At 65.1% G+C, this 22,782-nt stretch carries 26 protein-coding genes and 3 pseudogenes; 17 read left to right on the top strand and 12 right to left on the bottom strand.

Translation table 11 applies throughout. From position 1 onward, the window contains the following. Positions 1 to 15: 15 nt before the first annotated feature. The 3 genes and pseudogenes from G6N33_RS16030 to G6N33_RS16020 all read right to left on the bottom strand — a co-directional run bounded on the left by G6N33_RS16030 (position 16) and on the right by G6N33_RS16020 (position 2,779). Positions 16 to 1,203 (bottom strand): acyl-CoA dehydrogenase family protein, encoded by a 1,188-nt coding sequence (locus tag G6N33_RS16030; RefSeq protein ID WP_044508373.1) that lies wholly within the window; start codon positions 1,201 to 1,203, stop codon positions 16 to 18. After that, positions 1,187 to 2,185 (bottom strand): acyl-CoA dehydrogenase family protein, encoded by a 999-nt coding sequence (locus G6N33_RS16025; protein WP_044508374.1) that lies wholly within the window; start codon positions 2,183 to 2,185, stop codon positions 1,187 to 1,189. Before G6N33_RS16025 ends, G6N33_RS16030 begins: the two co-directional genes overlap by 17 nt. A gap of 59 nt (positions 2,186 to 2,244) precedes the next feature. Then, a pseudogene (locus G6N33_RS16020) lies at positions 2,245 to 2,779 on the bottom strand (nitroreductase family protein). Here G6N33_RS16020 and G6N33_RS27765 point away from each other — a divergent pair. From G6N33_RS27765 to G6N33_RS27870, 3 genes and pseudogenes are all read left to right on the top strand, one after another. Then, on the top strand, positions 2,724 to 2,858 hold the full coding sequence (locus G6N33_RS27765; RefSeq protein ID WP_269473955.1) for a hypothetical protein: 135 nt from the start codon (positions 2,724 to 2,726) through the stop codon (positions 2,856 to 2,858). The pseudogene G6N33_RS16020 and the gene G6N33_RS27765 sit on opposite strands and share 56 nt — an antisense overlap. 185 nt (positions 2,859 to 3,043) lie before the next feature. After that, positions 3,044 to 3,436, top strand: a complete 393-nt coding sequence (locus tag G6N33_RS16015) for a carboxymuconolactone decarboxylase family protein (protein WP_044512400.1) — start codon at positions 3,044 to 3,046, stop codon at positions 3,434 to 3,436. Positions 3,437 to 3,481: 45 nt separating this feature from the next. Continuing rightward, positions 3,482 to 3,720: pseudogene (locus G6N33_RS27870) on the top strand (NAD-binding protein); the annotation flags it as partial. Here G6N33_RS27870 and trhA read toward each other — a convergent pair. Beyond that, positions 3,717 to 4,394 (bottom strand): PAQR family membrane homeostasis protein TrhA, encoded by a 678-nt coding sequence (gene trhA, locus G6N33_RS16010; protein ID WP_231382675.1) that lies wholly within the window; start codon positions 4,392 to 4,394, stop codon positions 3,717 to 3,719. The pseudogene G6N33_RS27870 and the gene trhA sit on opposite strands and share 4 nt — an antisense overlap. Positions 4,395 to 4,792: 398 nt before the next feature. Here trhA and G6N33_RS16005 point away from each other — a divergent pair, with 398 nt between their 5' ends. After that, positions 4,793 to 6,199, top strand: a complete 1,407-nt coding sequence (locus G6N33_RS16005) for a HAMP domain-containing sensor histidine kinase (RefSeq protein WP_044508376.1) — start codon at positions 4,793 to 4,795, stop codon at positions 6,197 to 6,199. Between the two features lie 115 nt (positions 6,200 to 6,314). On the opposite strand, the gene G6N33_RS16000 is transcribed toward G6N33_RS16005, so the two are convergent. Both G6N33_RS16000 and G6N33_RS15995 read right to left on the bottom strand, forming a co-directional pair. Continuing rightward, the gene (locus tag G6N33_RS16000) at positions 6,315 to 6,983 is read right to left on the bottom strand and encodes a response regulator transcription factor (RefSeq protein ID WP_044508377.1); all 669 of its coding nucleotides are present in this window, start codon (positions 6,981 to 6,983) and stop codon (positions 6,315 to 6,317) included. A gap of 47 nt (positions 6,984 to 7,030) precedes the next feature. Next, entirely contained in the window at positions 7,031 to 7,876 is an 846-nt protein-coding gene (locus G6N33_RS15995) for a COG4705 family protein (RefSeq protein WP_081662082.1), read from the bottom strand. 404 nt (positions 7,877 to 8,280) lie between these two features. Here G6N33_RS15995 and G6N33_RS15990 point away from each other — a divergent pair, with 404 nt between their 5' ends. The 4 genes from G6N33_RS15990 to G6N33_RS15975 are packed head-to-tail and all read left to right on the top strand — an operon-like array spanning position 8,281 to position 11,845. Then, the gene (locus tag G6N33_RS15990) at positions 8,281 to 9,372 is read left to right on the top strand and encodes an amidohydrolase family protein (protein WP_044512404.1); all 1,092 of its coding nucleotides are present in this window, start codon (positions 8,281 to 8,283) and stop codon (positions 9,370 to 9,372) included. Between the two features lie 30 nt (positions 9,373 to 9,402). Beyond that, positions 9,403 to 10,548, top strand: a complete 1,146-nt coding sequence (locus G6N33_RS15985; RefSeq protein WP_044508378.1) for an amidohydrolase family protein — start codon at positions 9,403 to 9,405, stop codon at positions 10,546 to 10,548. Between the two features lies 1 nt (position 10,549). Then, complete coding sequence (locus G6N33_RS15980; protein ID WP_044508379.1) at positions 10,550 to 10,963, top strand: Rieske (2Fe-2S) protein; 414 nt, start codon at positions 10,550 to 10,552, stop codon at positions 10,961 to 10,963. Between the two features lie 15 nt (positions 10,964 to 10,978). After that, entirely contained in the window at positions 10,979 to 11,845 is an 867-nt protein-coding gene (locus G6N33_RS15975; protein WP_044508380.1) for an alpha/beta fold hydrolase, read from the top strand. Positions 11,846 to 11,849: 4 nt separating this feature from the next. Here G6N33_RS15975 and G6N33_RS15970 read toward each other — a convergent pair whose 3' ends face one another. Next, positions 11,850 to 12,323: a hypothetical protein gene (locus G6N33_RS15970; RefSeq protein ID WP_044508381.1), complete on the bottom strand. Its 474-nt coding sequence runs from the start codon at positions 12,321 to 12,323 to the stop codon at positions 11,850 to 11,852. Between the two features lie 36 nt (positions 12,324 to 12,359). On the opposite strand from G6N33_RS15970, the gene G6N33_RS15965 reads away from it, so the two are divergent. The 9 genes and pseudogenes from G6N33_RS15965 to G6N33_RS15925 all read left to right on the top strand — a co-directional run bounded on the left by G6N33_RS15965 (position 12,360) and on the right by G6N33_RS15925 (position 19,626). Next, a complete protein-coding gene (locus G6N33_RS15965; protein ID WP_101528630.1) occupies positions 12,360 to 13,667 on the top strand; it encodes an NADH-ubiquinone oxidoreductase-F iron-sulfur binding region domain-containing protein in 1,308 nt (435 codons plus the stop codon). Continuing rightward, complete coding sequence (locus G6N33_RS15960) at positions 13,664 to 13,969, top strand: ferredoxin (RefSeq protein WP_081662347.1); 306 nt, start codon at positions 13,664 to 13,666, stop codon at positions 13,967 to 13,969. Before G6N33_RS15965 ends, G6N33_RS15960 begins: the two co-directional genes overlap by 4 nt. A gap of 212 nt (positions 13,970 to 14,181) precedes the next feature. Further along, complete coding sequence (locus G6N33_RS15955) at positions 14,182 to 14,481, top strand: hypothetical protein (protein ID WP_231382489.1); 300 nt, start codon at positions 14,182 to 14,184, stop codon at positions 14,479 to 14,481. A 112-nt stretch (positions 14,482 to 14,593) separates the two neighbouring features. After that, complete coding sequence (locus G6N33_RS15950) at positions 14,594 to 16,249, top strand: thiolase C-terminal domain-containing protein (protein ID WP_044508383.1); 1,656 nt, start codon at positions 14,594 to 14,596, stop codon at positions 16,247 to 16,249. Continuing rightward, positions 16,246 to 17,130, top strand: a complete 885-nt coding sequence (locus G6N33_RS15945; protein WP_044508384.1) for an alpha/beta hydrolase — start codon at positions 16,246 to 16,248, stop codon at positions 17,128 to 17,130. Before G6N33_RS15950 ends, G6N33_RS15945 begins: the two co-directional genes overlap by 4 nt. Beyond that, positions 17,130 to 17,945, top strand: coding sequence for an NAD(P)-dependent oxidoreductase (locus tag G6N33_RS15940; RefSeq protein WP_044508385.1), 816 nt, complete (start codon positions 17,130 to 17,132; stop codon positions 17,943 to 17,945). The genes G6N33_RS15945 and G6N33_RS15940 overlap by 1 nt, the downstream gene beginning before the upstream one ends. Beyond that, positions 17,942 to 18,040 (top strand): annotated as a pseudogene (locus G6N33_RS15935) (NAD(P)-binding domain-containing protein); the annotation flags it as partial. The gene G6N33_RS15940 and the pseudogene G6N33_RS15935, both read left to right, overlap by 4 nt. 172 nt (positions 18,041 to 18,212) lie before the next feature. Next, positions 18,213 to 19,418 (top strand): cytochrome P450, encoded by a 1,206-nt coding sequence (locus G6N33_RS15930; protein WP_044512407.1) that lies wholly within the window; start codon positions 18,213 to 18,215, stop codon positions 19,416 to 19,418. 10 nt (positions 19,419 to 19,428) lie between these two features. Further along, positions 19,429 to 19,626: a ferredoxin gene (locus tag G6N33_RS15925; protein WP_044508386.1), complete on the top strand. Its 198-nt coding sequence runs from the start codon at positions 19,429 to 19,431 to the stop codon at positions 19,624 to 19,626. Positions 19,627 to 19,629: 3 nt separating this feature from the next. On the opposite strand, the gene G6N33_RS15920 is transcribed toward G6N33_RS15925, so the two are convergent. The 5 genes from G6N33_RS15920 to G6N33_RS15900 form a co-directional block, all read right to left on the bottom strand. Next, positions 19,630 to 19,923, bottom strand: a complete 294-nt coding sequence (locus G6N33_RS15920; RefSeq protein ID WP_044508387.1) for a DUF1330 domain-containing protein — start codon at positions 19,921 to 19,923, stop codon at positions 19,630 to 19,632. A gap of 20 nt (positions 19,924 to 19,943) precedes the next feature. Further along, complete coding sequence (locus G6N33_RS15915; RefSeq protein WP_044508388.1) at positions 19,944 to 20,132, bottom strand: ferredoxin; 189 nt, start codon at positions 20,130 to 20,132, stop codon at positions 19,944 to 19,946. Beyond that, entirely contained in the window at positions 20,129 to 21,412 is a 1,284-nt protein-coding gene (locus G6N33_RS15910) for a cytochrome P450 (RefSeq protein ID WP_101528631.1), read from the bottom strand. Before G6N33_RS15910 ends, G6N33_RS15915 begins: the two co-directional genes overlap by 4 nt. Positions 21,413 to 21,532: 120 nt before the next feature. After that, positions 21,533 to 22,048 carry a hypothetical protein gene (locus G6N33_RS15905; RefSeq protein ID WP_044508390.1) on the bottom strand — a complete coding sequence of 172 codons (516 nt, stop codon included), beginning with the start codon at positions 22,046 to 22,048 and terminating at the stop codon, positions 21,533 to 21,535. Then, positions 22,045 to 22,674: a TetR/AcrR family transcriptional regulator gene (locus tag G6N33_RS15900; RefSeq protein WP_044508391.1), complete on the bottom strand. Its 630-nt coding sequence runs from the start codon at positions 22,672 to 22,674 to the stop codon at positions 22,045 to 22,047. The genes G6N33_RS15905 and G6N33_RS15900 overlap by 4 nt, the downstream gene beginning before the upstream one ends. Positions 22,675 to 22,782: the final 108 nt, after the last annotated feature.

The following is a 22,782-nucleotide window of genomic DNA, read 5'->3' as shown; positions in this document are numbered from 1 at the left end:
AGTCAGGGCGAAGCACTAGCCGCGGGGCAGGCCCAGTACGCGCTGCGCGATGATGTTGCGCTGGATCTCGGAGGTGCCGCCGGCTATGGTGCCGGAAAAGCTTCGCGCATAACGGTCGAACCAGCTGGCGAAATAGTGATCGAGGTTCATGTGCGCGTAGGGCCCGGTCTGCCCCGGGTGAATGAGCCCGTCGGAACCCGCGGCGGTCAGTGCCAGTTCCATGCCCCGCAACTCGGCCTCGGACCCGAGCAGTTTGAGCACCGAGATCGCGGCCACATCGTCTTCGCCGCGTGCCGCACGGGCCAGCGCCGCGGAACCCAGCAGGCGCAGTGCCTGCTTGTCCATGATCGTGCTGGCGTACTGGTCGCGTTCGACCTCGGTGTAGGGGTGGAAGTCGGCAATCATGTTCTCCAGCCGATCGGCGAAGCCGAGCCACATCATCGTCCGTTCGTGGCCGAGTGACCCGTTGGCGACCTGCCAGCCCTGGTCAACCTCGCCCACCAAATTCTCCGCCGGCACCCGGACATCGGTGAAGAACACCTCATTGAAATCCAGGTCGTCGGCACCACAGATGGACGGGAACGGCCGGCACACGACTCCGGGGGTTGCAGTGGGGACGATCAGCACGCTGATTCCCTTGTGCTTCGGCACATCTGGGTTCGTGCGTACGAACGTCAGCAGGACATCTGCATCATGGGCACCCGAGGTCCACACCTTTTGCCCGTTGATCACGAAGTGATCGCCTGCTGAGTCAGCTGCGCGAACAGCGCGGGTGCGTAGCGACGCAAGGTCCGAGCCCGCACTGGGCTCGCTCATGCCCAGTGATGCGGTGATCTCACCGCGCAGGATCGGCACCGCCCAGCGGCGCTTCTGCTCCTCGGTGCCGAACGACAAGAGGGAAGCCCCAACGATATTCACGCCCTGCGGGTTGAAACTGTGGTAGATCCGCCGCCGGCTGAGTTCCTCGAGATAGACGAATTGCTGAATTACCGTCGCGTTGCGCCCGCCGAATTCCGGCGGCTGACTGGGCAGCAGCCAGCCGTTGTCGAACAGCAGTCGCTGCCAGTCGCGCGCCCACTGCGGCATGTGCGACACCGATCGCGGCCGTTCGAGCGTTTCGTTTGCGGCAGGCAGATTCTCGTCGAGGAACGCCGAAAACTCGGCCCTAAACTCCTCGACGTCAGAATCAAAAGTCAGCTGCACGGTATTCCTCCGCGATCCGCGCGCGGTGCTCGGCAGCACCGCCGAGCATCAGCTCCCCGGCCTTGGCCCGTTTCAACGCGAACTGCAAATCGTTCTCCCAGGTGAATCCCATCGCGCCGTGCAACTGAAGACCGTGCCGGAACACCAGCGACTGACACTCCCCCGCCGAGGCCTTGGCCATCGCCGCGGCCAGCCGGCGGCGGGGATCGTCGGCAGCGATCGTCAATGCGGCGAAGTAGGCCAGCGCCCGGGCCCGTTCCACCGCAACGTGCATGTCGGCTGCCTTGTGTTGCACGGCCTGGAAAGTTCCGATCGCAACGCCGAACTGTTGGCGGCTTTTGACGTGTTCGAGCACGAGGTCGAGGATGCGTTGGCAGGCACCGACCATCGTGATGGCCATCCCGGTCAGCGCGAGGTGATGTGCGCGTTCGGCATCGACGGTCAGCCGATCGCGGTCGGGTACCCGCACATCGGCAAACGACAGATCAGCGACGTGCAGCACGGGGTCGAACACCGCGGCGCGCCGGGCGGACACCTGACTGGACGCTACGAGGAAAACTCCGGCGTCGGTCACCACGGCCAGTCGGTCCGCGCGGTCACCGTCGAGCACGTGGCGCGCAGTTCCGTCCAGCACCCATCCGTCTGCGTTGCGGTGCGCCGCCACCCCGCCGTAGACGGCGGTGCCCGACTGGTGCGGGTCGAAGCGGTCCCCGGCCAGCGGCGCGAACTGACTCATGGTGGCCAGAAATGGCGTGGGATCGGTCGCGCGGCCGAGCTCTTCGAGCAGAATGGCCAGCTCGACGGCGCTGTCCGACTCGTTGAGCTCGGTCCAGCCCTGGTCTACATACGATTTCCAGAGCGGGCTCGGGTCGACGCCGTCCTCGGCCACGCTTCGCACCAGCGACGGCGGGCACTGCTTGGCGACGGCGTCGCGCACCGTGTCCTGCCACAGTCGCTGATCAGCATCGAACTCCAACAGCATTGGGCCCGCCTCCTGTCGTCACCGCCACTGCGAGAATATCATTCTCGGTTGCGAAATTATTAATCTCGGTTTCGGCGTATGACGTATCGATGCGGAGCCGTCGCCCCGGGGCTGGCGCCGGTCTGAGACGGTGTCGACGAGGCCGGCACGGCCCGGTCCCAGTGATCGAGGGTGACGAACTCGGCAAGTGGGCGGCGCCGCGGCGCACCATGCTGGCCCGCGGGCCACCCGACGACGATGTGTCCGGCAACCAACCAGTCCTCGGGCACTCCGATGGCCTCGCGCAACAATTGCTCTCCCCCGTAGGAAGCCCGGCTGGTCATGCATGCCCCCAGGCCCTGGACGCACGCGGCCAGCAGAAAGTTCTGCATGGCGGGAAAAATCGAACCGCCCAGCAACAGCTCGCAGGCCGTCGGATAGTGCCGCTGGGCGAACAGAACCGAAATGAATTCCCCTGCCCGATCGTGCACTTCGTAGGTCGCACCGTAGGTCCGGGCCCGACGGTGCCCACCGCGCCGCCTCCAGGCAACGCGCCAGCGTGACGTCCTCGACCGGCTCGTCAGTGAAGCGCCGGATCGTTCGCGCGGTCGACATCACTTCCCCGACGTCGCTGCTGGCTCCCGTCATGGTCACTCCCTTCGGCCCGGGCATTCCTGAGGCCACTATCCACTAGCGTTGAGGTAACCGTCCGAGGTTAGGAGGCGTGTGAGCAGCACCCAATCCTTCATCGACGGCTTCCCGGTGGCTTCGGCAGAGGCATACGGCAACATCGCCCCGGCGACCGGACAATCCCTACGTTCACTGCGACTGTTCACCACGATCAAAACCGTGGTCGCGCCTAGAAAAAGGAGAAGAGGATTGGATCGCGAAACGTACCACCGGGGCCTTGACATCCGTTCGGCGGTGCTCGGCGAGGATTACGTCAAGCGGGCGCTGGCCGACACAGACGAGTTCAGCCAACCGCTGCAAGATCTTGTCACCGAATACTGCTGGGGCGCAGTATGGGGCCGAGATGGGTTGGCCCCGAAGACGCGCAGCATGCTCAACTTGGCGATGATCCCGATCCTGAACCGGCCCAACGAATTACGCGCCCATATCAAGGGGGCACTAACCAACGGTGTCAGCCGCCAGGAGATCTGCGAGGTCTTCTTGCAGGTGGCCATTTATGCCGGGGTTCCTGCTGCGGTCGACAGTTTCCGCATCGCCCGTGAGGTGTTCGCCGAACTGGATCACAGCGCGGACGTGGGCTAGCGGCCACGGCCGAGATCGGGTTCATCGGGTTGCGAAATAGGTTTCTTAGCGCCGCACACCTTCGACTACGGCTTCGCCACCTGCCTGATGCTCAAGGACGTGCGGTTCTGCCTCGACGAGGCCAAAGCGCTCGGCGTGCCCTTGGACGTAGCGGAGACCATCGGGCCGGTTCTGGGAAACCCGCGGCGCGTGAGGGAGGCAGCGACTCGGATTTCACGGCGGTCATCAAGCCGTTCGAGAGAGCGGCCGGTGTCCCAGTGGGACAGGCGAATTCGCCGAGCTAGAAGACCGCGTACCACATCGCGATGTATTGGCAGAGGGCGGCAATCGCGGTGCACGCGTGAAAGAGCTCGTGATAGCCGAATGTCTGCGGCCACGGATCCGGCCAGCGCAGCGCGTAGAACACCGCGCCGATGCTGTACAGCGCGCCGCCCACCGCCAGCAACACTGTCGCGGCAACCCCGGCGTTGTGCAGGATCAACGGGGTGTACCAAATCGCCACCCAGCCCAGCATCAGGTACAACATCACCCCGAGCCACCGCGGCGCCGACGGCCAAAACATCGTCAGCAGGATTCCGGCCACCGCGCCGCCCCACACGACGGAAAGCACCACGTATCCCGTGGTGCGTGGCATAACCAGCCGGGCGAACGGCGTGTAGCTGCCGGCGATGAACACAAAGATCATGGAGTGGTCCAGCCGCCGCATCCATTTTCGGACGACCGGCGACTCCCAGTGGACGCGGTGGTAGATCGCGCTGACACCGAACATCGCCACGATCGCCAACGCGTACGTCAGCGTCGAATGCCCGGCGCGTCTGGACTCCAGCGCCCATGACACCACCACCAACGCAGAACCGGCGAAGAAGGCGGCCACCGCGCTATAAAGGTGGATCCAGCCGCGCAATCGCGGTTTGGGCCGCCCTCCTGCAACGTCGTTGATGACTGCGACCTGACTCATAGAGTCCGGCCGCGTGACCGGGTCGGCGTGGTTGTTCATCATCCCCCTCATGATCGTTGAGCGCTTTTGCCCGGCAATTTGGCCCTCATTGCATTGTCCCCTACAGCTTTTACCAATGCCTATGTCTTGCCTAAGAATTGCCTATGCCCGGCATCGACCAGATTGCCACCGACTCCAGTGTGGTTGCGCGCGTGCATCTTCCCGATGTCTCCGGCTGTTGCGCTCCAGGTCAATCACCCGGCCAGGGATCCCAACCTGCTGCAGCAGACTGGCAAGCCGGACCAGTTGTGAACTTCGGCTTCCCAGAATAGGAGCGGACCGCTGAGAATCCACTGAGAACGCCGGTGAGCTGCGCTGTTCTCAGCCGGCCTGGCGCCCGGCAGAATCAGACCGTGCGGATGTCTACGGTTTGGCCGTTACGGCGGCACCGGTCTGCGGTGCGCCTTCCGAATCTGGGCGTTCCCGCTCGGTCGGCCGCTGTGTCGGCAATCGTCGTATTGGTGGCGCTCACGCTCGCCGGCACGGTATTGGACGCGATCCTCTATCGGTCGTTGCTGGACGCCGTCGACGATGCGACCGAGGATCGGGTCCGCAACATCATCGAAGAACTGCACTCCGAATCACCCGCGCGACTCGACAGCGCGCTGCTTGCCACCGACCAACACGTGGTCGCGGTCCAGCTGATCGGCCCGGATGGCGAGGTGATAAGCCGGTCTGGGCTCGCGCCGGACACGGCGTTGGTCCCCGTCACCCGTTTCGATCTCAACTTGCGCCGCGGCATCCCCGACGACGAAGTGCCCCATGACAACATGCGCCTCAGCGGTCAACGAGTGAACACCGCGACCGGCGAGTACACGGTCCTGGTTGGCGGGGGGAGCGAAGCGGTCGAGGCCACCGCGCGTACCTTCGCTCTGCTCTTCGCCGGTGGCGCACCGATGGTCATCGCGGTGGCGGCGGCGGCTAGCTACTGGCTCGTTCGGCGATCTCTGCAATCCGTCGACGCGATCCGCAGCCGGGTCGCTGACATCTCGGCTTCCGACCTGGCTGAACGAGTCCCGGTCCCTACCAGTCGTGACGAGATTTCGGCCTTGGCCGTGACCATGAACGAAATGCTGGCGCGCGTCGAAGCAGGACACCGGGCCCAACAGCGCTTCGTCAGCGACGCATCCCACGAACTTCGAAGCCCGCTGTCTACCATCATCTCCGGCCTGGAAGTCGCTGAGGCCCATCCCCAATTGCTCGACTCGGAATTGGCGGTCGGTACGCTACTTCCCGAGGCTCAGCGGATGCGCGCGCTGATCGACGATCTGCTGCTGCTCGCGCGTGCCGACGAGCGAAACCTGGTGCTACGCAACGATGTGGTGCCTCTCGCGGACCTCGCGGAGGTTGAGGCGGACCGGTTGCGACGCGACTCACAACGCGAGATTCGCACCGATACCTGCCCGACAACGTTCATCGGCGACCCGGCGGCGGTGGGCCGTGCCATCCGCAACCTCATCGAAAATGCGGTCCGCCATGCTAATTCACGCGTCGATATTTGCGTCGGTAGCCGGGACGGTATGGCGATACTCACCGTCAGCGATGACGGCCCCGGCATCGCGGCCGCCGATCGTGGCCGGGTCTTCGAGCGGTTCGTGCGACTGGACGATGATCGGGCCCGCACCGGCGGCGGAACCGGTTTGGGCTTGGCGATCGTCGCCGAGATCGCGGCCGCACACGGCGGCACGGTTACCATTGACGACCGACCCGGCGGCGGAACCACAATGATCGTGACATTTCCTCAGAGAAAAGACGGATCTCGCTGAAACAACCCAACAACGTGGTCAAGCCCGAGGCCTCGGTCATCGAGTACGGTCCAGGTCTTCTCGTCACTAGGCGGCGCAGCCGCGGCCCGAGACGTCGGCGTTGAGAGGTTTTCGCTCAGCCGATCAGGCGGTAACCGACGCCACGAAGCGTTTCAATGGTGTTGGTGCCAAAGGGAATGTCGATCTTACGGCGTAGGTACCCCATGTACACCTCGACGACGTTGTCGGGCCCTTGATGATGGGCATCCCAGACGTTGCGCAAGATCTCCGCCTTGGTCACCACGATGTCTTTTTTGCGCATCAGAAACTCCAGTAGCCCGTACTCACGCGGGGTCAGCGAGATCGGGCTGGAGCCGCGCTGCACCGTGTGCCGAGCGGGATCCAGTGACAGCGATCCCGCCGTCATGACTACCGGCCGCTCTGGCGCGCCGCGCCGCGCCAATGCACGGAGACGGGCCACCAGCACCCTGAACGAAAACGGTTTGGTCAGATAGTCATCTGCTCCGAGCTCGAACGCATCGGTTTCGTCGTACTCGCCATCCTTGGCTGTCAGCATGAGCACCGGCGTCCAGACCTCCCGCGCCCGCATTCGGCGCAGGACCTCATACCCGCTGTGCCCGGGCAACATGATGTCAAGAATTACGACGTCGAAGGTGTTCTCGGTGGCCTCGTGCAGGCCTTCGATGCCGGTGCCCACAGCCACCACGACGAAGCCCTCCGCCCTGAGCCCCATCGACAACGTCGCCGATAACCGCGCCTCGTCCTCGACAAGCAGGACTCTCATATCGGTACGCTACGTCGTGCGCCGGGCCCGCGAAAGGCGCGATGTAATCACGAGTTTGGGTCCGGACTGTCGCCTGCCGGCTGACGTTCGTTGGATTTCGCTCCTCGCCGCGATGTCGCCGTCGTCCCGTCGGCGTGCCCGGGGTGACGGCCAGCGCGCTGCGGCAGGACGATGAGCAACGCGACGATCAGCGCGCCGAGAACCGCGGAAGCCAGCGGGCGACTCAGGGCAAGGCCTCCGTCGGCGACAGGCTTATCCAGCAGGTCACCGACGGTTGCGCCCAGCGGCCTAGTCAGGATGAATGCCACCCAAAACAGGGCGACGCGCGAGATGCCGGTCCAGTAGTAAAGGCCCACGACTGCGAGCAGTGCCGTACCGAAGACCAGCGCGCCGCGTTCATAGCCGAATCCGCTCGTGTCGGCGAGCCAATCGCCCAGCGCGGTGCCGAGCGTCTGAGAAAACGTAATGGTTGCCCAGTAGAACGCCTCCACCCTGGGCGTGCAAACCGTGCTGACCGAGACCGTCCCCTCCGACCACCGCCACAGTGCCAGGGTCGCCAGCAGACACGTCAGCAGCAGTAGCGAGCCGCCCGTGTAGCCGATCCCGAGCGACCGATCGGCGTAATCGGCCAACACCGTGCCGAACGTCGTCGAGGCAATGATCGTCGCCCAGTACAAGGTCGGATGAAATCGCTTGGCATAGATCTGCGCGGCAACCAGTGCCACCAACGCGAAGCCGAAGAGCCCAACGCCGGCGGCGTATCCCCAGTCCAGCGTCATCGTGACGGTGTCGCCGCCGGTCTCGCCCAGCGTCGTCGCCAGGACTTTGATGATCCAGAAGCCCAACGTGACCGCTGGCACCTTGGTCAACGCGTGTCTCGTAACGTCCGTCATCAAGACGACCTTCCGGTCTCGTTCTCATAAGTGGGCCGCGTGCCGTTCCTGCCGAGCAATCCACATGCTGGCGCAGGTCCGCTGAGAAATCGCTGAGACCGTGAGCGCCGTGACAATCGGTACAGATCTGTAAACCGGGCCATTCAGCCGGGCGAAGTGGCAGAACCCGAAACGCAACCTCCGCGCAGCAGTGGATCACGAACCACGAACGGGGAGAATGGTATTATCCTGATTGAAGAACGACAGTTGCTCTGATGACGACAATACCGGCAACTACCTGGTCTTATCATTAACCGAGACGCTTACCGGAAATCCATTGATCGGCAGCCGAGAAGAATGTTAGATTATCTATCTTGTGACCGCGTTGGGCTCACTCTGGCTACCGGAACCGAAGGGTGGCGGTCGTGATCGAACATGCTGACGGAACCAGCACCCCGCTGATCGACGCGAGCGTGCACATCTTCTTTCCCTCCAACAAGGCGCTGCGCGCGACCCTGCGTGAGCCGTTCAAGAGTCGTGGCTTCCCCGACTACGAGATGGACTGGTACGGCGCACCGGGCGGTGAATATGCGCCCAACACCGAAGGTCCGAACCGGGGGTACCCCGGTTCGGACCCTGAATTCGTTGGCCGCGAGCTCTTTTCGAAGCGCGGGGTCGACGTGGCCGTCCTGCACCCGATGGCCCGAGGCATCATGCCAGACCGACACCTGGGGACGGCGCTGCACGCCGCGCACAACGAAATGATGGTGTCGAAGTGGCTGGAGTCCGACACCTTCGGCGAGCGGTTCCGTGGCACCATCCGCGTCAACCCCGATGACATCCCCGGCGCGCTGCGCGAGATCGAGAAGTGGCGGTCGCATCCGCGCGTGGTCCAGATCGGCGTGCCGTTGCAGTCCCGTGAGCTGTACGGCAAACCGCAGTTCTGGCCGCTGTGGGAAGCCGCCGCCGACGCCGGCCTGCCCGTCGCCGCCCATATCGAAGTGGGCTCCGGCATCGCGCTCCCCCCGACGCCGAGCGGGAACACCCGCACTTATGAGCAGTACGTCAGCTTCATGGCGCTGAACTACCTCTATCACCAGATGAACATGATCGCCGAGGGAGTGTTCGAGCGATTCGACGGCCTCAGGTTCGTGTGGGGCGATGGGGCCGCCGACTTCATCACGCCGTTCATCTGGCGGATGGACACGTTCGGCCGGCCGCACCTCGAGCAGACGCCGTGGGCGCCACGAATTCCCAGCGACTACCTGCCCGGTCACGTGTATTTCGTGCAGGGCAGTCTCGACGGGCCCGGCGATGTCGAATTCGCCGGCGAATGGTTCGGCTTCACCGGCAAGGACAACATGGTGATGTTCGGCTCCAGCTACCCGCACTGGCAATGCGGCGATGCGCAGCAGCTGCCCCGCGCCCTGTCCGCCGAGCAGCGCGAAAAGCTGTGCTGGCGCAACGCGGCACAGCTCTACGGCATAGACATCCCCGCCGGGGTAAGCGCACAGTAGAGGCAAGACGCAAGACCGAGGAGTGCTGAGATGACGTTGACCCATTCCCAGGAGCGGGTTCCGGCAACCGAGCGCATTGCGGTCCGTTGCGTCGATTCGGATGTCCACCCGGCACCCAAACGCGGTGAGCTCGTCCCATACATCCCCGAGCCTTGGCGCAGTAAGTATTTCCTGACCCGCACTGTTGGCGAGCAGATCTACTACGACGCTCCCGACTACGCCCACTCTTACGCGATGCGGGTGGACTCTTTCCCCGCCAACGGCGAATTTCCCTGCAGCGACCCCGATTTAGCGTTTCGCCAGCTCATCATGGAGGCGGGTTCGGACATCGCCATTCTGGAACCGGCCGCCTACCCGGCGCGCCTACCCGAAGCGCAGCACGCGATGTCGGCCGCGCTGAACGACTGGCAGGCCAATCACTGGCTGGACAGCCACAACAATTGGCACCAACGGTGGCGCGGTTCGATCTGCTGCGCCATCGAGGAGCCGGCGGAATCCGCGCGCGAGATCGAGAAGTGGGCCGGGCACCCCTACATGGCGCAGATCCTGATCAAGGCCGAGCCGCGGCCGTCCTGGGGTCATCCGAAGTACGATCCGATCTGGGCAGCCGCCACCAAGCACGACATCACCGTGAGTTGCCACCTGTCGCGCAGCCAATTCGACGAGTTGCCCATCCCGCCGGTGGGCTTCCCCAGCTACAACCACGACTTCATGGTGACCTACTCGCTGCTAGCCGCCAACCAGGTGATGAGCCTGATCTTCGACGGTGTTTTCGATCGATTCCCGTCGCTGCGCATCGTTTTCGTCGAGCACGCGTTCACCTGGATCCTGCCGCTGATGTGGCGCATGGACGCGATTTACCAGGCCCGCAAATCGTGGGTCGACATCAAGCGCAAGCCGTCGGAGTACGTCAAGGACCACATCAAGTTCACCACCCAGCCGCTGGACTATCCCGAAGACAAGACGGAGCTGACCCGCGCGCTGGAATGGATGGAGTGCGAGAAGATTCTGCTGTTCTCGTCGGACTACCCGCATTGGACATTCGACGATCCACGGTGGCTGGTCAAACACCTGCCTAAGCACGCGCGGGATGCGGTGATGTACAAGAACGGCATCGCCACCTACCACCTACCCGAGACCGTGCCGGTCCTCGAGGGTCAGACCCGGGTGCTTTGAGTTGACGGCCAAAGAGGAAGGGGCAACCACGCGGCGCCCCGAACCCCGTCTCGCCCAGGGTCGCGAACACGTTGTCGCCACCGTCGACGAAATCCCGCCGGGCACACACAAGTTGGTACCGATCGGGCGTCATGGCGTCGGTGTGTACAACGTCAACGGCGCCTTCTACGCGATCGCGAATTACTGCCCGCATCAAGGCGGTCCGCTCTGTTCGGGACGCGCTCGAGGTCGCACCATCGTCGACGAGACCGCGCCGGGCGACTCGGTGATGGTGCGCGACCTGGAATACATCTACTGCCCGTGGCATCAATGGGGTTTCGAGCTGGCGACTGGCACCACCGCGGTCAAGCCGGAATGGAGTATCCGCACCTATCCGGTACGCGTCGTCGGCAATGACGTTTTGGTACAGGCCTAACCACAGGAGAATCGCGTGCCCGCTATTGAGATCAACGGGGGAAATGTCGTCTACGAAATCCTCGGTGACTCAGGCGATCTCATTGCCCTGACGCCCGGAGGCCGGTTCAGCAAGGAGATCCCCGGGCTCCGCCCGCTGGCCGAGGCCCTGGTCGCGGGCGGCTACCGGGTGCTGTTGTGGGACCGGCCCAACTGCGGCGCGTCCGATGTACAGTTTTACGGGCAAAGCGAGTCCCACATGCGGGCCGAAACCTTGCACAAGTTGGTGACGGGGCTCGGCTTCCAGCGCTGCATCCTGGCCGGAGGTTCCGGCGGTGCAAGGGATTCCATGCTGACGACGATGCTCTACCCGCAGCTGGTCACCAAGCTCGTGGTGTGGAACATCGTCGGCGGTATCTACGGCACCTTCGTGCTGGGGTCCTTCTACATCATTCCCAGCATCCTGGCGGTGCGCGGCACCGGGATGGAGGGCGTGGTGAAGGTGCAGGAGTGGCGTGAACGTATCGAGGAGAACCCGAACAACAAGCAGCGCTTCCTGGAATTCGACTCCGGCGAGTTCCTCAAGGTCATGCTGCGCTGGCTCAATGCGTTCGTTTCCAAACCGGGACAGACGATTCCGGGCGTCGAGGATGAGATGTTCGACCGGATCACGGTTCCCACCCTGATCATCCGTGGCGGCGAGAACGACATGGACCATCCCAAGCGAACATCGTTGGAAGTCAGTTGCCTGATCAAAGGATCAAAGCTGATCGATCCGCCCTGGCCTGAGGACGCGTGGGAGCGGGCAGCCGAAGACCGCGCCGCCGGACGGGTCAAGCACTTCAACATGTTCGATACGTGGGTGCGGGCGGCGCCGGCGATTCTGGACTTCCTGGGGTCGTGATGACTCACACTGTGCGAATGTGGACCTCGCAGTTGAGCGACGCCTCCAGTGCCGTGTGGATTCGGCTTTCCGGAATCCGTTCGAGGTCCGCCTCGCGCAGCGTCACCTGCACCACGTCGAACCCGAGGTCGCCGGGCGTGCGCTCGATCTCACCGGTGAGGCCGAACGCGGACAGCACGCCCAGGGCATCGTCATCGGTTCCGCGGCTGACGAACGTGACCACGCCCGGAACGGGATTGGTACCGAACACGCTGGCGCACAGGGTTATTGCCGCGGCTTTGGCGGTGCCGCCGTCTTCGGCGGTGATCAGTAGCTCAACTTCACGGCGGCTCACCGGCTTGGATGCCAGGTCGTTTTCAACCACGTCAGCCCCGGTCTCGGCCGCAACTTTGCGCAGCCTGCCCATGCCGTCACGCAGTTGTGCGGCCGTGAGCACACCGTCCGGGTCGACATTGACACGCACCACCGCAGTCCGCATGGGCGCAAGCCTAACCAAGTCGATGGCAGGCCAGCCTTGAACACCACCCAGTCCACCACGCTGACCACCATCATCTTTCCGGGGTGCTTCCCGCGTCTGCTCACCGAGCAAGGCGGTCGGGAAGACCTCAGCGCCTACCGTCGGCTCGGCGGCTACGCCGCACTCGCCGACACTGATGCATTGCTGCATGAGGTCGAGGCCAGCGGGCTCCTTGGCCGGGGGGGCGCAGCCTTTCCCCTTGCGGTGAAATTACGGACCGTCCGCGACAACGGACAGGTGATCGCGGCCACCGGCGGCACTGTCGTGATCGCGAACGGCGAAGAGGGAGAACCGGCTTCGGTCAAGGACCGATGGCTGCTGCGCCACCGACCGCACTTGGTGTTGGACGGGCTGCGGTTGGCCGCGGCAGTCGTCGCCGCCGACCGCGCCTACGTGTACGTGTCCGATCCGGAGGCGGCACACAGCATCGAAGCCGCGCTCGGCGAGCTCGGTTCCGACGGTCAGGGCGTCAGCATAAAATTGGTGACGGTACAACCCGGTTACGTCGCGGGCGAGGAGACTGCCGCGGTCCGGATGATCAACGAGGGCCTGGCCAAACCGACCGACAAGCCGCCACGCCCATTCGAGGCGGGCGTGTCCGACCGGCCGACGTTGGTGAGCAACGTGGAGACGCTGGCCAATCTGCCCTACCTGCAACGGCACGGCGCAGCCGCGTTCCGTGCGGCGGGCACGTCGCTGTCACCCGGCACTTTCCTGGCCACCATCACCGGCGGAGGTAAGCCGCCGGTCCTCTACGAACTGCCGCACGGCGTGGCGTTCACGGAATTGCTTGCGGTGCATGGTGTTTCCCCCGACCGGCTGCGGGGAGTGCTGATGGGCGGATACTTCGCCGGTTTGCTCAACCGCACGGTATTGGAGACCACACTCGATCACGAGACGATGCGGCGCCAGGGCAGCGGTCTGGGTTGCGGCGCGATCTCGCTGATCACCGACGATTGCCCCGTCGCGGTAGCAGCGTCGGTGCTGGCCTACTTCGACCGAGAAAACGCCGGCCAATGCGGGTCCTGCTTCAACGGGACGGCGGCCATGGCGGCGGCCGCAGGCGCGCTGCGCGACGGTGCGGCGACCACCGAGGACGTCGACCGATTGCGCCGCTGGTCGGTGCTGCTGCGCGGACGCGGGGCGTGCGCAACCCTGGATGCGGCCACCAACGTTGCGGCCACCCTGCTCGACCAATTCCCGGCCGACGTCGCCGCACATCTCGGCGGCACCTGCCCGGTCTGCGTGCATGGCGCACTCCGCGCCGATCGTCCCTACGAGGCGGAAGCAGGGAGAAACGCATGAGAATCCGCCTGGACCGCACCGTCTGCGACGGCTTCGGCATTTGCGCCAAGCACGCGCCGGGCTACTTCTCGCTCGACGACTGGGGCTATGCGTCCCTGATCGGAGACGGGGCCGTGGGCGCGGCGGACCGCGACGCCGTCACGCGGGCACTGCTGGACTGCCCGGTCCATGCCATCACCGAGATAGGTCAACCCAGATCCCCCGCGCCGCAGCCGGCAATGGCCGACCTGGGCGAGTCCGACGACCCTGCCGAGCACCTGAAAACCGAAGAGAACGAAGCCGAGTGGGGGTTCACGCGTTGAGCTCTCCGACTGGCGCGTAAGGGTTCGGGAGTGGTGCGCCGGCCCGTCCGTCGGTCCCTGACCGCTCGGCCGTGAACGCATCATGACGTGGCTGACTGTCGTGGCACCGGACCTTTTCGACGTGGTCGCGGCGTTGTCAACGGAATAAGCTGAAGCGAACCACGGTCGGGAAAGCCGATGAGAGGCCCACCATGATGCGGTTTGTTCGGCGTTTGGCTACCACCCTCGCGATCGCGCTGATGGCGACGGCAGTTGCGGTAATCGCGACGCCGGGCATCAGCTCGGCGCAGTGCGATCTCACCATGTCGTGGAATTGGGCGACCGGCGAATGCAAACCGCCACCGGCGGCGCCAGCCTGGTACATACCCGCTCCGGCCTATGCACCGTCATTTGCCGGGCAGAACGTCCCGCCACCGCCGCCGTGGCCGTGGTGGTCACCGGTGGCCCCGACTTGGAGCGTCGGGTTTCACCAGTGGGGCGTTTACCTCAACGGCGTCTGGGTGCCGCTGTAATTGCTGGCGGCAACGCGAGCTGGATCACCGCCGGTGCTCGGTGATAACGTAATTCTCCGATTCGTATAACGGCCCTACCGAATATGTGGGTCGGACGGCCCCCGGAGGTGACGTGTCAGCAGCACCGGGCCGACCGCTGCCCCAGGTGACCGCAGAAAACGAGTTCTTCTGGACCTCGGGTGCCGATGGACAGCTCCGGCTGCAGGTATGTCAGGCCTGCGACTCGCTGATCCATCCGCCGGCGCCGGTGTGCCGCTATTGCCGTTCCCTAGATGTCGGGGTGCGTGCCGTCTCCGGCAAGGCGACGCTGGCCGGATTCACCGTCAACGAGCGCTTCAGCCTGCCCGGACTGCCGGCACCCTACGTAATCGCGCAGGTGGCAATCGCGGAGGACCCGCGAGTTCGCCTGACCACCAACCTCGTCGACTGCGACACTGATCGGCTCGAGCTCGGTCAGCAAGTCGAGGTCGTATTCGAGCAGGTCGAGAACGTCTGGTTTCCGCTGTTTCGCCCGGCATCCGACGCCGAGCCCGGTCAGTTGCCAGTCGACGACATCGCCCCCGAGCTGTTCGGCGCGCACGTCAGACCGATGCTCACCGAGGAGAAATTCGAGGACAAGGTCGTGCTGAGCGGGATCGGCATGTCGCCCATCGGCCGCCGCCTGATGGCGCCGCCACTGGCACTGACGGTGCAGGCCTGCGCAGCCGCCATCGCCGACGCCGGCCTAACCTATGCCGACATCGACGGCCTGTCGACCTACCCCGGCGCCATCAATGTCGGCGGATTCGGTGAGGGCGGCGTGACCGCGCTCGAGGCCGCGCTGGGGATCCGGCCGACGTGGCACAACGGCGCGATGGAGACGTTCGGCCCCGGCGGGTCGGTAATCGCCGCGATGCAAGCGGTCGCCTGTGGGCTGGCGAGGCATGTGCTGTGCTTCCGAACGTTATGGGAAGCCACCCACGGCGAGCTGATGAAGCAAGGCAAGATCATGCCACCGATGGGCCGAATGTCGGGCTGGCAGATGCCGTTCGGCGCCACGTCCGCCGCACACACCCTGGCGATGAACGCCCAGCGCCACTTCCACCGCTACGGCACCACCAAAGAAACGCTGGGCTGGATCGCGTTGAATCAGCGTGCCAACGCTGAGCTCAATCCGACGGCCATCTACCGGACGACGATGACGATGGACGACTACCTGAACGCGCGGACCATCACCACACCATTCGGCCTGTACGACTGCGACGTGCCGTGCGACGGGGCGGTCGCCGTGATTGTCTCGGCGGTCGACGCGGCCCGCGACCTGGCCAAGCCCGCGGTGCTGGTGGAGGCGGTGGGGACGCAGATCATCGAGCGACTCGACTGGGATCAGAGCACGCTGACCCACGAGCCGCAGGTGCTCGGGCAGGCGGCGCACATGTGGACGCGCACATCGCTGCGGCCCGACGACGTCGACGTCGCCGAGCTGTATGACGGCTTTTCGTTCAACTGCCTGTCCTGGATCGAAGCGCTGGGGTTCTGCGGGATCGGCGAGGCCAAGGACTTCCTCGACGGCGGCAAGAACATCGCCCGCGATGGCCAGCTGCCGCTCAACACCCACGGCGGCCAGCTGTCGCATGGCCGCACGCATGGCATGGGTCTGCTGCACGAGGCGGTCACCCAGCTGCGCGGCGAGGCGGGCGATCGCCAGGTCGCCGGCGCCCGAGTCGGCGTGGTCAGCAGCGGAGGCTTGACACCCAGCGGCGTGATTTTGCTGAGAAGCGACGCATGAGCGTCCGTCCCCGACTCGTGATCGTCGACGGGGTACCGATGTCGGCGATCGTCGCCGAGGCACCCGACCCTAAGGCCGTAATCGTGGCCATCCACGGCGGCGGAACTACCGCAACATATTTCGACTGCCCCGGCTATCCGGCGTATTCGCTGTTGCGCGCCGGCGCCGCAGCGGGATTCACCGTCGTGGCACTCGACCGTCCCGGTTACGGCAGCTCGGCCGCCTACCCCGAGGCGATGACTGAAGGTCACCAACGGGTCCGACTAGCCTACGGGGCCGTCGATCGCACCCTCAGCGAAAAACCTTTCGGCGCTGGCCTGTTCGTGGTTGGTCATTCGGGCGGTTGCGAACTGACGCTGCGGATGGCGGCCGACGAGCGCGGCATTGATCTGCTCGGCATCGAGCTGGCCGGCACCGGCCGGCACTACCAGTCCGCGGCTCGCGAGATGCTGAGGTCGGCCACACGCGAACGTCGCCCGTCGGGGCTGCGGGAGCTGCTGTGGCATCCCGAACATCTGTATCCGCCCGAGATTCTGTCCGGCGTCACCGTCTCCCCGAGCGCGCCGGCCTACGAGGACCAGATGGTCTCGGATTGGTCCCGTCACACCTTTTCGACGCTGGCCCCGGCGGTGCGGGTGCCGGTGCACTTCAGCATCGCGGAGTACGAACAAGTTTGGCAGAGCGATGATTCGGCGATCGAGGAAATCGTTGCGATGTTCTCCGCCGCGCCGCGGTGCACAGTGCACCGACAACCCGGCGCGGGGCACAACATCAGCCTCGGCCACACCGCAGCGCAGTACCACGCGGAGGTTCTCGCGTTCGTGACGGAATGCGTGATCGCTCGCTCGGCGCGCGACGCGGAGAAAGAGGAGGCCGGTTGATGCGGGTGGGATTCATCGGGTTGGGCAGTCAGGGCGGCCCGATGGCCCGACGGATCATCGAGGGCGGTTTTCCCACCACACTGTGGGCCCGTCGATCCGCCTCGGTTACGCCATTCGAGGACACCCCAGCGACCATCGCGCACTCGCCGGCCGAACTCGCCGCAGCCAGCGATCTGATTTGCCTCTGCGTGGTCGGGGCGGTCGACATCGAAGAAGTCGCCGACGGCGAGCAGGGACTGCTCACCGGTGTCATGCCTGGCAGCGTAATCGCGTTACATAGCACGGTGCACCCCGACACCTGCAAAGCGCTGGCGAAAAGTGCTGGCAGTAAAGGGGTTTCGGTGATCGACGCGCCCGTTAGCGGAGGCGGCTCGGCCGCCGCCGAGCGCCGCCTGATGGTGATGGTCGGCGGCGACGCCGACACCGTCGAGAGCTGCCGTCCAGTCTTCGAGACCTTTGGCGATCCGGTCGTCCATCTCGGTGAGCTCGGCGCCGGCCAGACCGCCAAACTGTTGAACAACCTGCTGTTCACCGCCCACCTGGGCATCGCGGCCGCTACCCTCTCGCTGACGCAGTCCCTCGGCATCGCTGCGGAGCGGCTCGTCGAGGTCGTCGCCCGCGGTAGCGGAAACAGCTTTGCGCTCAACGCTCTTGCCGACAGCGGCGGTCTGGACCGACTTGCCGGTTTGGCGGGGCCGCTGCTACAGAAGGACGTGCGGCTGATCGCCGACCTCGCAACGGCCGCCGGCGCCGAGGCCGGCGCCGTGCTCGCGGCGGCCGACGCGGCACTGGCCCTGATGGATCATCCCCGGTGAGAATCGGGTTCGTCGGCGCAGGGCGGATGGGCCGCCCGATGGTCGCGCGCCTGGCCGCGGCCGGGCACCAGGTCCGGGTGCTGCTCCGCACGCCGGTAGACCCAGCCCGTCGGCGCGGAGTCAACAGCTGGGCGCGACGGTGGTGGACATGAGGCCACTTTGGTCCTTTCCGGTTCGCCATGAAAGCGCTACCGTTAGCGTTACAGTCAGGCATTCGATCGTAACGGTTACAGCCCGCCCCAACCCTCGCCGCTGAGGAGGATGTCAGTGACAAAGCCGAAGGTCGTCTTCGATCCGTACTCCGAGGACTATTACAACAACCCCTTCGACATCTACCGGCGGATGCGCGAGGATGCGCCGCTGTACTACGACGAGAAAGAGGACTTCTACGCGCTGACGCGCCACGTCGACGTGGCGGCGGCGTTCAAGGACTTCGAGACGTATTCCTCGGCGCGGGGCTGCGACCTGGCCATGGTGCGCAGAGGCATATCCCCCGAGCAGAAGTCGATCATCTTCATGGACCCGCCGGAGCACCGCCACATGCGCAGCCTGCTCAATAAGGCGTTCACGCCACGCGCCATCCAATCGCAGCGGGAGACCATCATCGAGGTGATCGACAAGTACCTGGGCGCCGCCGACCCCGACAACTTCGACGTCGTCCAGGACTTCTCCGGACCGTTCCCGGTCGAGGTGATCACCCGGATGGCGGGCGTGCCAGAGGAATACCGTCAGCAGGTGCGGCACTGGATCGACACCAGCTTGCATCACGAACCTGGCCAGATCGAGGTCAGCGAGGCCGGCATGCAGGCCAACATCGAGACGGCGATGTACTACTTTGGTCTCATTCAACAGCGGCGCGCCGACCCGCAAGACGACATGATCAGCAGGCTGATCGCGGCCGAGATCCCCGGCGAGGATGGGCAGCCACGCAAGCTTGACGACATCGAAATCACCGGGTTTGCAACGCTTTTAGGCGGCGCCGGCGCGGAGACCGTCACCAAGCTGATCGGCAATGCGGCGGTGATCTTCGCCCGCCACCCCGACCAGTGGCAGAAACTGCTGGACGACCCGGACAAGATTCCCGGTGCGGTGGAAGAGTTACTGCGTTACGAGGGTCCGGTGCAATACAACGTCCGCTACACCCTCAGGGAGGCACACGTCAGCGGGGGCGTGATCCCGCCCGGCAAACCGGTGTTCCTGTGCGGCGCCGCGGCGAACCGTGACCCAGAGGCCTTCACCGACGCCGACGCGTTCGACATCGAGCGCGACCAGACACAGGCCCAGCATCTCGGCCTGGGGTACGGGATTCACAGCTGCCTGGGCGCCGCGCTGGCCCGCCTGGAAAGCCGGATCGCCCTCGAGCGGTTGCTCGAGTTCATGCCGCGCTACGAGGTGGACTGGGACGGGTGCCAGCGGGTGCACATGCAGAACGTGGCGGGCTGGAAGAGTGTGCCCGTCAAGGTACTTCGATAAGGGGGCCGCGATGACGAAGAAGATCGAAGTCGACTGGGGACTCTGCGAGAGCAATGGGGTCTGCATGGGCATCAACCCCGACATCTTCGAACTGGGCGACGACGACATGCTGACCGTGCACCGAGAAGAGGTCACCCCGGACATCGAGGCCGACGTGCGCGAGGCCGTGCGGCAATGCCCCCGGCAGGCAATCTCGATCGTGGAGTAGCGCTCAGAACCCGGAGAGGATCACGGCGTTGCAATCAGCGGCGGCCCGCCGCAGTTTCGCTGCCTGCTGATATCCCTCGGACTCATACCACGCGCGGGCGGCCTCGACCGACTCGAACTCCAGCACCACGGTCTGATCCCCGTGCCAGCTGCCCTCGATGACCTTTGGCGCGGTGTCCACCGCGAGGATCGTCGCCCCGCTCATCGCCGACCCGGCGGCTTGGGCATAGGCCTTCATGCCCTCCGGGTCTTTGATCGCTTCGGTCAGGATGACATAGCCTTTTGGCCCCTTCGACACTGAAGAATCTCCCTACTCGGTCACTTCTCGCTGATGGCTTGTTCTGGACAACACTCAATAGCCTCCCGGGCCGCCGCCTCCAAATCCGTTGGGACCTCGGCATCTATCGCTTCGGCATAGCCGTCGTCGGTCAGGCTGAACACATCGGGGCACAGCGTCAAACACATACCGTGACCGCGGCACCGCTGGTCGTCTACCCAAACCCTCATGCCGGTGCGAACTCCAGGTGCAACTCGGTGAGCCCCCGCAGTATGTACGTCGGAACATATTGATAACGACGCCTATTCGCCGGGCCGTGCACGCTCTCGTTGATCCTGATCTCGGAAGTCCGGTCGAGCAGGCGCTCCAGCGCCACCCGAGTTTCGGCCCGCGCCAGCGGTGCGCCCGGGCAGCTGTGGATGCCGCGCCCGAACGCAATGTGCTGACGGGCGTTCTTGCGTTGCGGGTCGAAGGTCGCGGGGTCGTCGAATCGGCGCGGATCGCGGTTGGCGGCGGCCTGCACAATCATCACGGTGGTGCCGGCGGGCAGGTCGACCCCGCCGACATTGACGGGCCTGCGGTTCAACCGGAAGTCACCTTTTACCGGGCTCTCGTGGCGCAGCGACTCCTCGATGAAGTTGGGGATCAGGCTGCGGTCTTTGCGGAGTTCCGCCTGAATGTCCGGGCGCTCCCCGAGCGTCTGCAACGCGGCGCCGAGCAGTCGCACGGTGGTCTCCTGGCCGGCGGAAAAGACGTTGCTGGCGACCCGCGCGACGTCTTCGACGTCGGGAATCGTGCCGTCGGGGTAGGTGGCGGTGGCCAGACCGGTCAGCACATCGTCGCGCGGTTCACGGCGGCGGTCCCGGACGTAGTCGGAGAACAGTCCGTAGAGGAATTCGAGCGGACTGTGCGCCAGCGATTCTTTGCCGGTGCCACCGACACCGCCGCCCGAGTGATCGCGGATGCCGTTGACGAACTTGTCGCGGTCCTCCATGGGCACGCCCAGCAGGTCCGCGATGACCAGCAGCGTGAACGGGCCGGCAAAGCCCTTGATCCATTCGCCATGGCCGGGAGCCAGGAAGTCGTCGAGCGCCTGGTCGGCCAGCGCCCACATCGCGTCCTCGTTCTCCTTGAGGCGCTTGGGAGTGATCAGCCGCATCAACAGCGAGCGGTGGTTGGTGTGGATGGGCGGGTCCAGCGTGGGCAGCTGGTCGCTGAACGGCAATTCGTCGCGGTGCTTTTCGATCAGTTCGGTGATGTCACTGTCGCCCAGACCGTCAAGACTTACCGGGAAGCCAGGGAAGGGCCCGGTCACGGAGATGCAGGACGACCAGGTTTCGGCGTCGTTGAGGACCGCGCAGGCCTCGTCCCAGCCGGTGACCATCGTGACCCCGTGATGGTCTTCGCGCGTCACCGGGCACTGCTGGCGCAGCGACTCGTAATAGGGGTACGGGTCGGCGATGAGCTCGGTGCCGCGAAAGAAGTCCGTCTTGGAGAAGTCGTTAGCCATCTCGCTCCGTTCGAATCTCAGCAGTGAGAATCAGCCTCTCAGAGATGAGCATTACATTTCCACACGGGCCTGTTCGTCGTCAACGACAGGCGCCGGCGCACGGCCCCATGACGAGCGTGTTTACCCGGCCGGGACCAGATCGGCGGCCACCGACGGGAATGCAAGCAGACCGCTGCGGAAGTTCTCGGCATGGCCGATGGAACACCCCGGCAGCGCCGCGGCCGCCAACGCCTTGCCCTTGAATACCTGCGCGGCCGTACTCAGTCGGTGTTGCACCAGGCCGACGCTGCCGTCGAGCTCCGCGGGCCAGGTCTCGCCCCACAGGATGACCTCGGTGACGCCATGATCGAGCGCCTGCAGGACGCCCTGGCGCACCCGCGAGTCGCAGCCCACCAGATCGGCCGCGGCTGCCAGGGCTTGCGGCCGGGGCCGGTGCTCGATCGACGCGAGCACGTGTTCCAGGTCGAGCGTCTGGGCACCGATGATCTGCAGCGGCCGTAGATCGGACTGGTCGGCGAGGTCGGTGAGCAGCACCGTGACGTCCCAGCCGGCCATCGAACGGTCGAACAACCAGCCCCCAGCGAACCGCACCACGTCGAGCACGCTGCAGGCGACGACATCCAGGCGGTATCTCATGTCGTGCTCGGCGGCGGGTCCAGGGGCTTCTTCGACGGCGCGAAGTCCCGCGCCAGCGTCTCGGCGTACTGCTTGAACACCTCGGTCAGCGGTATCGAAGGATCGAGCAACCATGTGGTTTCCATTCCGTGGACGAAGGCGAGTATTTCGACTGCCTTGATGGTGGGGTCTATCTCTGCGCGGTACCGGCCCTCGGACTGGCCCTTGCGGATGAGCTCGGCGACGATGTCGACAGCGGCCTGGTGCCGCGCCAGCATGCGGTCGTGCAGCGGCGCGTCGGGGAGGATGTTCTCGACCAGCAACACCGTGAAGGTGCCCACCAGCTCCGGCGCCCGGTGGAATCGATCGGCGACCGCGGAGATCTGGGCGATGAGATCGCCGGCGCGGTCGGCGTGGGTGTCGTCATCCTGGTCGCGGGCGTCGAGCACCGCGTGCAGCAGCTGCTCCTTGGACGCGAAGTGGTGCAGCAACCCCGCGGGAGTCACTCCGGCTGCTCCGGCGATCTGCGCGAGCGTGGTGTTGCGCCAGCCGTTGCGGATCAGCAGCCGCTGCGCGACCGCGAGGATCCGCTGTTTGCGGTCCTCACCCTTGGCGAGCAGCGTGTCGTAACGGCGGGCGTCGGGCACCGGGCTCCTTTGACCGATCGGCAAACTTAACCAACCTAGTGAACACACAGTAGGTAGGTTTTCCCGATGTGACAACGGTCTCAGTCGGACTCACAGGAAGTCCCTCGG

The sequence above is a fragment of the Mycobacterium simiae genome (genome assembly GCF_010727605.1).
Lineage (GTDB): Bacteria > Actinomycetota > Actinomycetes > Mycobacteriales > Mycobacteriaceae > Mycobacterium > Mycobacterium simiae.
Note: the sequence above shows the minus strand (reverse complement) of the source record. Positions and strands in the feature narration are given on the sequence as shown.